Genomic DNA, 6533 nt, shown 5'->3' with positions numbered 1-6533 from the left:
AATGAGACCTTCTTGTTGAGGTTGTTCTTTTTTCAATCATCAGCGGAAGGTTGAGTAAAAATTATACAATAATAGGTTTTTTATCTATATCAAGAACAAGCTCAAGTGTGTTAATGCAACGCCAGTGCATATTTAATGGAAAAAGCACAGCAACTGGAATTTAAGGTGCGTGAGTTGAGGGAGAAGCAAAAGCAGATCAGAAGCGAAGTGGATGACTTGAAGGAGGTTAAGTTCATGAGTGAAGTACAAGAAGTGATGATCAAGGAACTAGAAGATTTACAGGTCGCCTGTATCAGGTATAAGGGAAAGTACCAAGAGGTGGGGCAGTACCTAGGCCAACTGTTCAAGCAGGTCGGCATGCATGCTGTAGGTGCTCCTTTTTCACTGTATTACGATGAGGAGTATACAGAAGAAGACGCCGATGTCGAAGTATGTGTCGAAGTGAAAAAGAAGGTGGACAAGGGTGGGGTGACATCGAGAACACTCAAGGGCTGCAAAGTAGTCAGCATCGTTCATGTCGGACCATACGAAACCCTTTCAAAATCCTATAAGGCCATAGAGGACTATATCATAGAAAAGGGACTTACATCCTATGCCCCTAGCAGGGAGATTTATCATAAGGGTCCCGGTATGCTCATGAAAGGCAATCCGGAAAAATACAGGACAGAAATTCAGATGCCTGTCAGATAGCACGCAAAAAAAAGAACGCCGCAGCGTTCTTTTTGTGTGTATGCTATGACTTCAGTGTAATCCCGTCTGCACCTAACGTGCCGACCAAGGAGTCTAAATAATCCTTTGATTCATAATAGGCCAACTCGGATTTTGCCCTTGTCAGTTTTGAATCATAAGCGAAGCTTTTGATAATCGTCTGATTTACAGGGTTTGCTATAAAGTCTTCGATATTGGCGATTTTGGTCTTGATGAGTCCTATCTCAATTTGCTGTTTGTTCTTCAGGCGAGTCTGATACCAGTCGCTGTCAAGCACCACATCTTTTTTGAATAGCCTTCTGACTTCATCCGATGTTACATCATGACCATCGTACGATCCTGTCGCCATGATACTAAGAAGCGCCTTAAGTGGTGGAATGGCTGCCTCGACACTTCCATCCTCAAAGTAAGCGTCTGCGGCTTTTTTGTGTCCGTTGGCTATATTGAGCACCCCGTCGACAAAGGCGCTTAGGCTTTGCTTTTCTGGTCGCAAGATCTCCTCGCTGAAGATGGTCTGCGGTTCGTCAAATATTTTCCCTAAGTACTTATAGGCGAAAATATCGGTAATTCTATAGCCAAGCCTGCTTGCCGGGATAAGCTCGCCTTCGTAGACAAAGTCTTCGATTTTTTCAAGCGCTCCATTTTCAATCAACAGCTCAGGGTTTCGTTCGACTTCTGTGAGCCTAGCCCAAATTTCCGGAACCAGCATGGAGATGTCGTGATCCACACGGACCTTTGGACCGATATGACCTGCAGGTGTGGTATAGCCTGCGTAGTCCCCAAGAATATACGATAACAAAGCGTTGTTCAGATCATAGATCGGAAGAAGCATGTTGAACGGCGCTTTTGTCAGTGCTCCCTCAGAACCGGCTCCGGTCGTCGAAGGCGATTTGCCTGTCAGACTGCTGATGTAGTCCATGAACAACTCTGGCAGCTCCTGATAATGAATAGGACTGTATACGCTAAGCGGAAGAATTTTCTTGCCGTTCTCTTCGCCTGGAGGATTGTTCCTTCTACCGGCTAAGATTGCATTTACAGGCATCAGGACAGGTTCTGAAAGCGGAACTCTCCGTGCGAATCTTGCGCCGAGTTCGGACAATCTGGTTTTTATCGGTGTTATGAAATCGGAACGGGTCTCCAGGTAGCGAGGGTTTTTACTTGGTGCTCCATCCACGATTCTTGGTTCTGATGAAACAACGCAGTACTCGTCGTCGCCTTCCAAGAACTCGGTGATATGATTTTTGACAGCGTCAGTATAAGAAATATAACCCATGACATCGTCCTTTATCGTCTGGACGTCGTCCTTTGTCAGTGGCGCATAGTTGGTGACGAACAGATTGCCGCTAGATAAATCTTTTTCAGCCTGCTTGTCGTACCCTTTGTGAATCGCATCGTCCGGTCGCTGGAAGAAACGGAACTCGCAGTTGGTCGAAAACTTGTAGCTTGAATTGCTGTATTCAGGATTCAGATGCTTCAACTGATTGGAAGGTACGACCACAGAAGCCGAGATATCGTCTTCCATCTGAATTTTCTCAGAAGGCATAAAGTCCATTCTCAGTTTGAAAACCCTCCAGGAGTTGTCTTCACCAAAGCCCACCCTCAAGTAGGACGGTCTGATCTTACGACCGTTGAAGTTGATTTCGTTTCCGGGCTTGCCGTTGATCTGGTCGACTGTGAAGTGATTTCTCCAGTCATTGGCCCATTCCACCTGATAGAAGCGTTTTACCATGAACACAAGCGCTTTGACATGGTTGGGAATCTCGTTGATATAGGCGTTGAACACGTCTGTATAGGCGCTTGACGGAGTAAGTAGCTTGATTACAGAACCAAGCGTCCTGTCGATCGATAGGATCGGACGTGACGGGGTGTCCCTGTCCCTTTTCATCTTCCATCTGTCCGTATAGTCGTAATTGAGGATGCGCTCTACATAATTCAGGTCATTCTCTAGGTTATGGACATAATAGGTTCCATAGATGATCGAGTTGCTCAGTGATTTTGAAATCTCTGATTTACCACCGCCGGATACAGTACATGGCTTGTGGCAGAAGGTGCCTTCCGCTTCGGTGCCGATCAGCTTCCATGCGGGTGCGGCTGGATGTTTTTCCATATGAATCTTATCTCCGTTAGGGAGAATGTAAAAATAGGTTGGAAGTAGTTTTAGCGTTCGTACCTTATCTTCATAGATCCATTTGATTTGAGTCTTGTGAAGATCGATTTCTACGTTTTCCGGTAGATAGATGATCTGCCTGTTCTCTTTATCGATACCGTAGTTGTCCTCATGAAGGTCCATCAGGTCGCCATAGTCATTTTTGATTTCTTCAAAAGTATAACCTTCAAGACTTAGGTTTTCTTTGGCATTATAGTTTTCGCCTAGGTTCATGCGGGGATAGGCGATAGTGCCTCCTGCGTGTTCCTCTTCAACGTTGCCGTACAGGTTTGCGGCAAATCCGATCTGCGTCTTGATTTCTTTTTTTGAATAGCCGAAATAGTTGTCGCCGATCAGTGTGATCGCAACCCCTTTTTCATCACGGCAAGTGATCTTAAAGGGAACTCCGTCATTATAGAGTTCTGCTTCATCCTTATAGCACATACCGTCTTTTATCTGACGTGGTGTGGCATCTTCATACCTTGGCAGACCCAAGTCGATTTTTCTTAACGAAGGAAGATGTGGCGCAAGAATGATATAACCGGTGTGTCCTGACCAACCGTCGACATCGAGTCCTGCATCGTTGACATGCAGACTTGGATCACCTGCGTTTCCAAATACCGATTCGACAAAATCAAGGTTGGCAACGAGACTGCCGGGCGCTATGAACTGAACCTCCATTTGCTTTTCTTTGAGCACTCCTGGAACCTCGGGTGAAACCACAGGTTTGACCAGTAGCGATACGAAGCTGTACGCCTTATCCTCGAGAGCCGATGTAAAGGGCAGCATGTTCAGTTCTTGTGGTGGATTGACAGCTTGCGTGTAGAGCTTTGCAAACGTCTCTTTAGGAACTGCTTTCTTATCAAAGGGTATGTTGAGTCCTCCGTCTACGATATGAAAGGAACCTTTTGTCGTTCTTCTATCGTTTCTTGGGTTATGCAAGACACCCTGCTTGATCCGATAGCTTTTTATGTAGTCGGTGGAAAAAGTAGTCTGATCGGGTGGTAAAGACAGCTCACGAGCCAAACCGTAATGATCGAGCGTGAAGTAGCGGTCAACGACCTTCAAGTTTTCATTTTCAAAGTAAGCGCAAAAAAAAGCATTGATCCGCTTATTGATTCCGATAGCGTGCACATCGACAAGTCTTGTCTTTTCCTGATAGTCCTTGATGATATCGTCGAATAGATCGATAAAATAGGAACTCGACTGATCGTTGATGTCCTTACTCCTGTAGACGGGTAGTCCTAGTGCCGCAAGTTTGAAGTTGATGTATTTGATTTGATCTTCACTGCTTGTCTGTGGATTGATGTTTCCAAAGTCTATTCCCAGTTTCTTTCGTAGATTCATAACTCCTCCTCGGTTAGGTTCAACTCTATAAAATCAGATTGTATACATGTATTTTTGAACACATTGTGTTGATTATACACTTTTTTATAATTGCTCAAAAGCGCCATTTCGAGTAAACGTTTGCCCTTAACAGCACATTCATACCCCGTTTTGTGAGTAAAATGCCAATATAATTGGCAAAGATGCCAAAGTCCCTAATTAATTAAGTCGATATCTGTGTTAAAGCTAATATTCTGTTATTTTTTTCTGAATTGTTAGACAATGGTTTGGAGGCGGAACGCTAATCTTGCGTGTGGGTAAAGAATATGGGTAATAAGAATTTGGATGATTCTATGAAAGAAATACTTAATTTAACATACGACAAGTGAAAAGAAGGAAGGCCAGGTAAGTTAAATTGATACAGTAAATTGGTTATGATACAATATATGTATTAGCAATCAGAAGGCTATAAGAGGTGCTACTATGATCGGGTTGATTAAAAAGATAAGAAAGAAAATCCAGAGGATTGATTTTGAAGGCCTATGGCCTGGATTTATTCCGTACGAGTTTGCACTGTATTCAGAGGATGCGGTTTACCTTAACGATGTGGTGCTACCTTGGGACGCAAGTTTTGCAGGTGATACCGGACTTTTTTTTGAAGGTAGGTTCATCGCGATTTTAAAGGTGTCAGAAAAAGACATGGTGGATCTCGATGTGTTGACCGCGCGGATTGTCGGCACGATGTTCACCACACATCAGCTGACAGCCAGTGAGGATCGTTATTACTGCGAACTAAAGGCCTTGGAATATCCTTATGATTTTGACAATCTGGAAAGCAAGTATGCGGAACATTGCTTTTTAACAGCCGCATATCGTCATAAAGAACACTCGATAAAAAGAGAACTGCTTGTGATGTACATGTACTCCAAAAGCAATCGGAAAAGACTCATAGGCGAAATGCTCAACTATGAGAAATCAGTTCAGAGTATCGAAGGCAGTGTTGAATATGTGTCGCTTAAGGTTTTGAAAACATTAAGCCCCCAAAAGTATCAAAAGAGGATTGCAGCCACTTTGAAGTGGTTGGATTCGCATGATGAAAAACTGATCGATACAAGGCGTAGTGCCTGTTATTCAGGTGCGCTCCTGTGTGAGATCTGTGACGAGCTTGGAATCGAATTTAGAAATAAGATCGGATCGAGCGAGAACTACATCTTCGATGTGGTGTTTGATAAACTTCAACCCGAGCAGATCAAAGCGCCGATGAGTCCGATCTACTTAAAAGGGGATTCAAAACGTATTCTGAAAAAGCATTTCGAAAGCATTCAGAGCGAGATCTACGATGTGGAAACACATTTTGATGCAGCGGTAGTCAAGGGACATTTTCAGATCAGGGCCTACGATCCGCTCAATATGACAAGGTTTGTAAACAAAACCCTTCACCGTTCGTACGTGGGACTTTATGATGGAAATGAAATGAGGATCATAAAAGGTCCTGTCGTCGTTTACTCCAAAGACAGCGATTTTTCAGTAGTGGTCAAATATGTGCATGTTGAAGGATGATTGGTGATTGGTGATAGAAGGCGGTTTAAGAGGGGCGAAATGACTAAAGGGTATATGGACCATTACCGTGCGTTTTTAGGTGCGGAAAGCGATGAGTGCGATACGCTGCAACTGATTTACAGTAGCGAGTACAGAAGAGAGCCGCTGAACAAGTTCTACTTATACAGTATCATCTGTACGGTGATAAGGGGCAAAGTGGTTTTTTCGGTGGCGCCTGAATTACTTGATCTTTTTTGTGAGGCATGTGAAGGTCGCAAAATAGATGATCTAGAAGCGGCGCAAGCTATGCTTGAGGAATTTGTGGCTTGTCATCTGAAGCATTACCGCGTCAGAAAACTGATAAGGATGGGAAGGTCGAAAACGATAGTACCTTCGGAGAACAACGAAGCGGTTCAAATGAGCATGGTGTACTTGAAAAGCAAAATCAGCCACAGAAGCGCTGATGAGCAAGCGGCTACACTCGCAAGAAGCCACGACGAAATAATCGAAGGACGAAGGTTTTTTATTGAAAGGGACGGCAAGTACGCTGCATCTGGCAAGGTCAGCAATGTAACCTGCGGCGCAGGCAATATCGCAATTTTTACAGACCCTGGGTATAGAAGGCGAGGTTACGCTGAAGCTATTGTTGAAAAGTGCGTCAGTTGGTGCGAGGAGCATGAGGTACTGCCGGTCTACCTAGTCGACCATGACAACCTGCCTTCGATTCAACTCGCAAAAAAAATGGGATTTGAAGCTTTTTCGCAAGAAGTGATAATTTCTTGTGACTTGAATAGAAACTAGTTTTAGGGGGACA

General features: G+C 44.1%; 4 protein-coding genes. 3 read left to right on the top strand and 1 reads right to left on the bottom strand.

The features are described from left to right. Positions 1-135: 135 nt before the first annotated feature. Positions 136-690, top strand: coding sequence for a GyrI-like domain-containing protein (locus tag DWB64_RS18465; RefSeq protein ID WP_129489701.1), 555 nt, complete (start codon positions 136-138; stop codon positions 688-690). 43 nt (positions 691-733) lie between these two features. Here DWB64_RS18465 and DWB64_RS18460 read toward each other — a convergent pair whose 3' ends face one another. Next, positions 734-4201: a hypothetical protein gene (locus tag DWB64_RS18460; protein ID WP_129489700.1), complete on the bottom strand. Its 3468-nt coding sequence runs from the start codon at positions 4199-4201 to the stop codon at positions 734-736. Positions 4202-4663: 462 nt separating this feature from the next. Here DWB64_RS18460 and DWB64_RS18455 point away from each other — a divergent pair, with 462 nt between their 5' ends. Further along, positions 4664-5740 carry a hypothetical protein gene (locus DWB64_RS18455; RefSeq protein ID WP_129489699.1) on the top strand — a complete coding sequence of 359 codons (1077 nt, stop codon included), beginning with the start codon at positions 4664-4666 and terminating at the stop codon, positions 5738-5740. 39 nt (positions 5741-5779) lie between these two features. After that, the gene (locus DWB64_RS18450; protein ID WP_129489698.1) at positions 5780-6520 is read left to right on the top strand and encodes a GNAT family N-acetyltransferase; all 741 of its coding nucleotides are present in this window, start codon (positions 5780-5782) and stop codon (positions 6518-6520) included. The last annotated feature ends 13 nt before the right edge of the window (positions 6521-6533 follow it).

The sequence above is a fragment of the Fusibacter sp. A1 genome (genome assembly GCF_004125825.1).
Lineage (GTDB): Bacteria > Bacillota > Clostridia > Peptostreptococcales > Acidaminobacteraceae > QQWI01.
This window is presented reverse-complemented; position numbering and strand designations above follow the sequence as displayed.

Coding starts and splice junctions, on each gene's coding strand:
- DWB64_RS18455 (WP_129489699.1), top strand. CDS start 4,664: ATGATCGGGTTGATTAAAAAGATAAGAAAGAAAATCCAGAGGATTGAT.
- DWB64_RS18460 (WP_129489700.1), bottom strand. CDS start 4,201: ATGAATCTACGAAAGAAACTGGGAATAGACTTTGGAAACATCAATCCA.
- DWB64_RS18450 (WP_129489698.1), top strand. CDS start 5,780: ATGACTAAAGGGTATATGGACCATTACCGTGCGTTTTTAGGTGCGGAA.
- DWB64_RS18465 (WP_129489701.1), top strand. CDS start 136: ATGGAAAAAGCACAGCAACTGGAATTTAAGGTGCGTGAGTTGAGGGAG.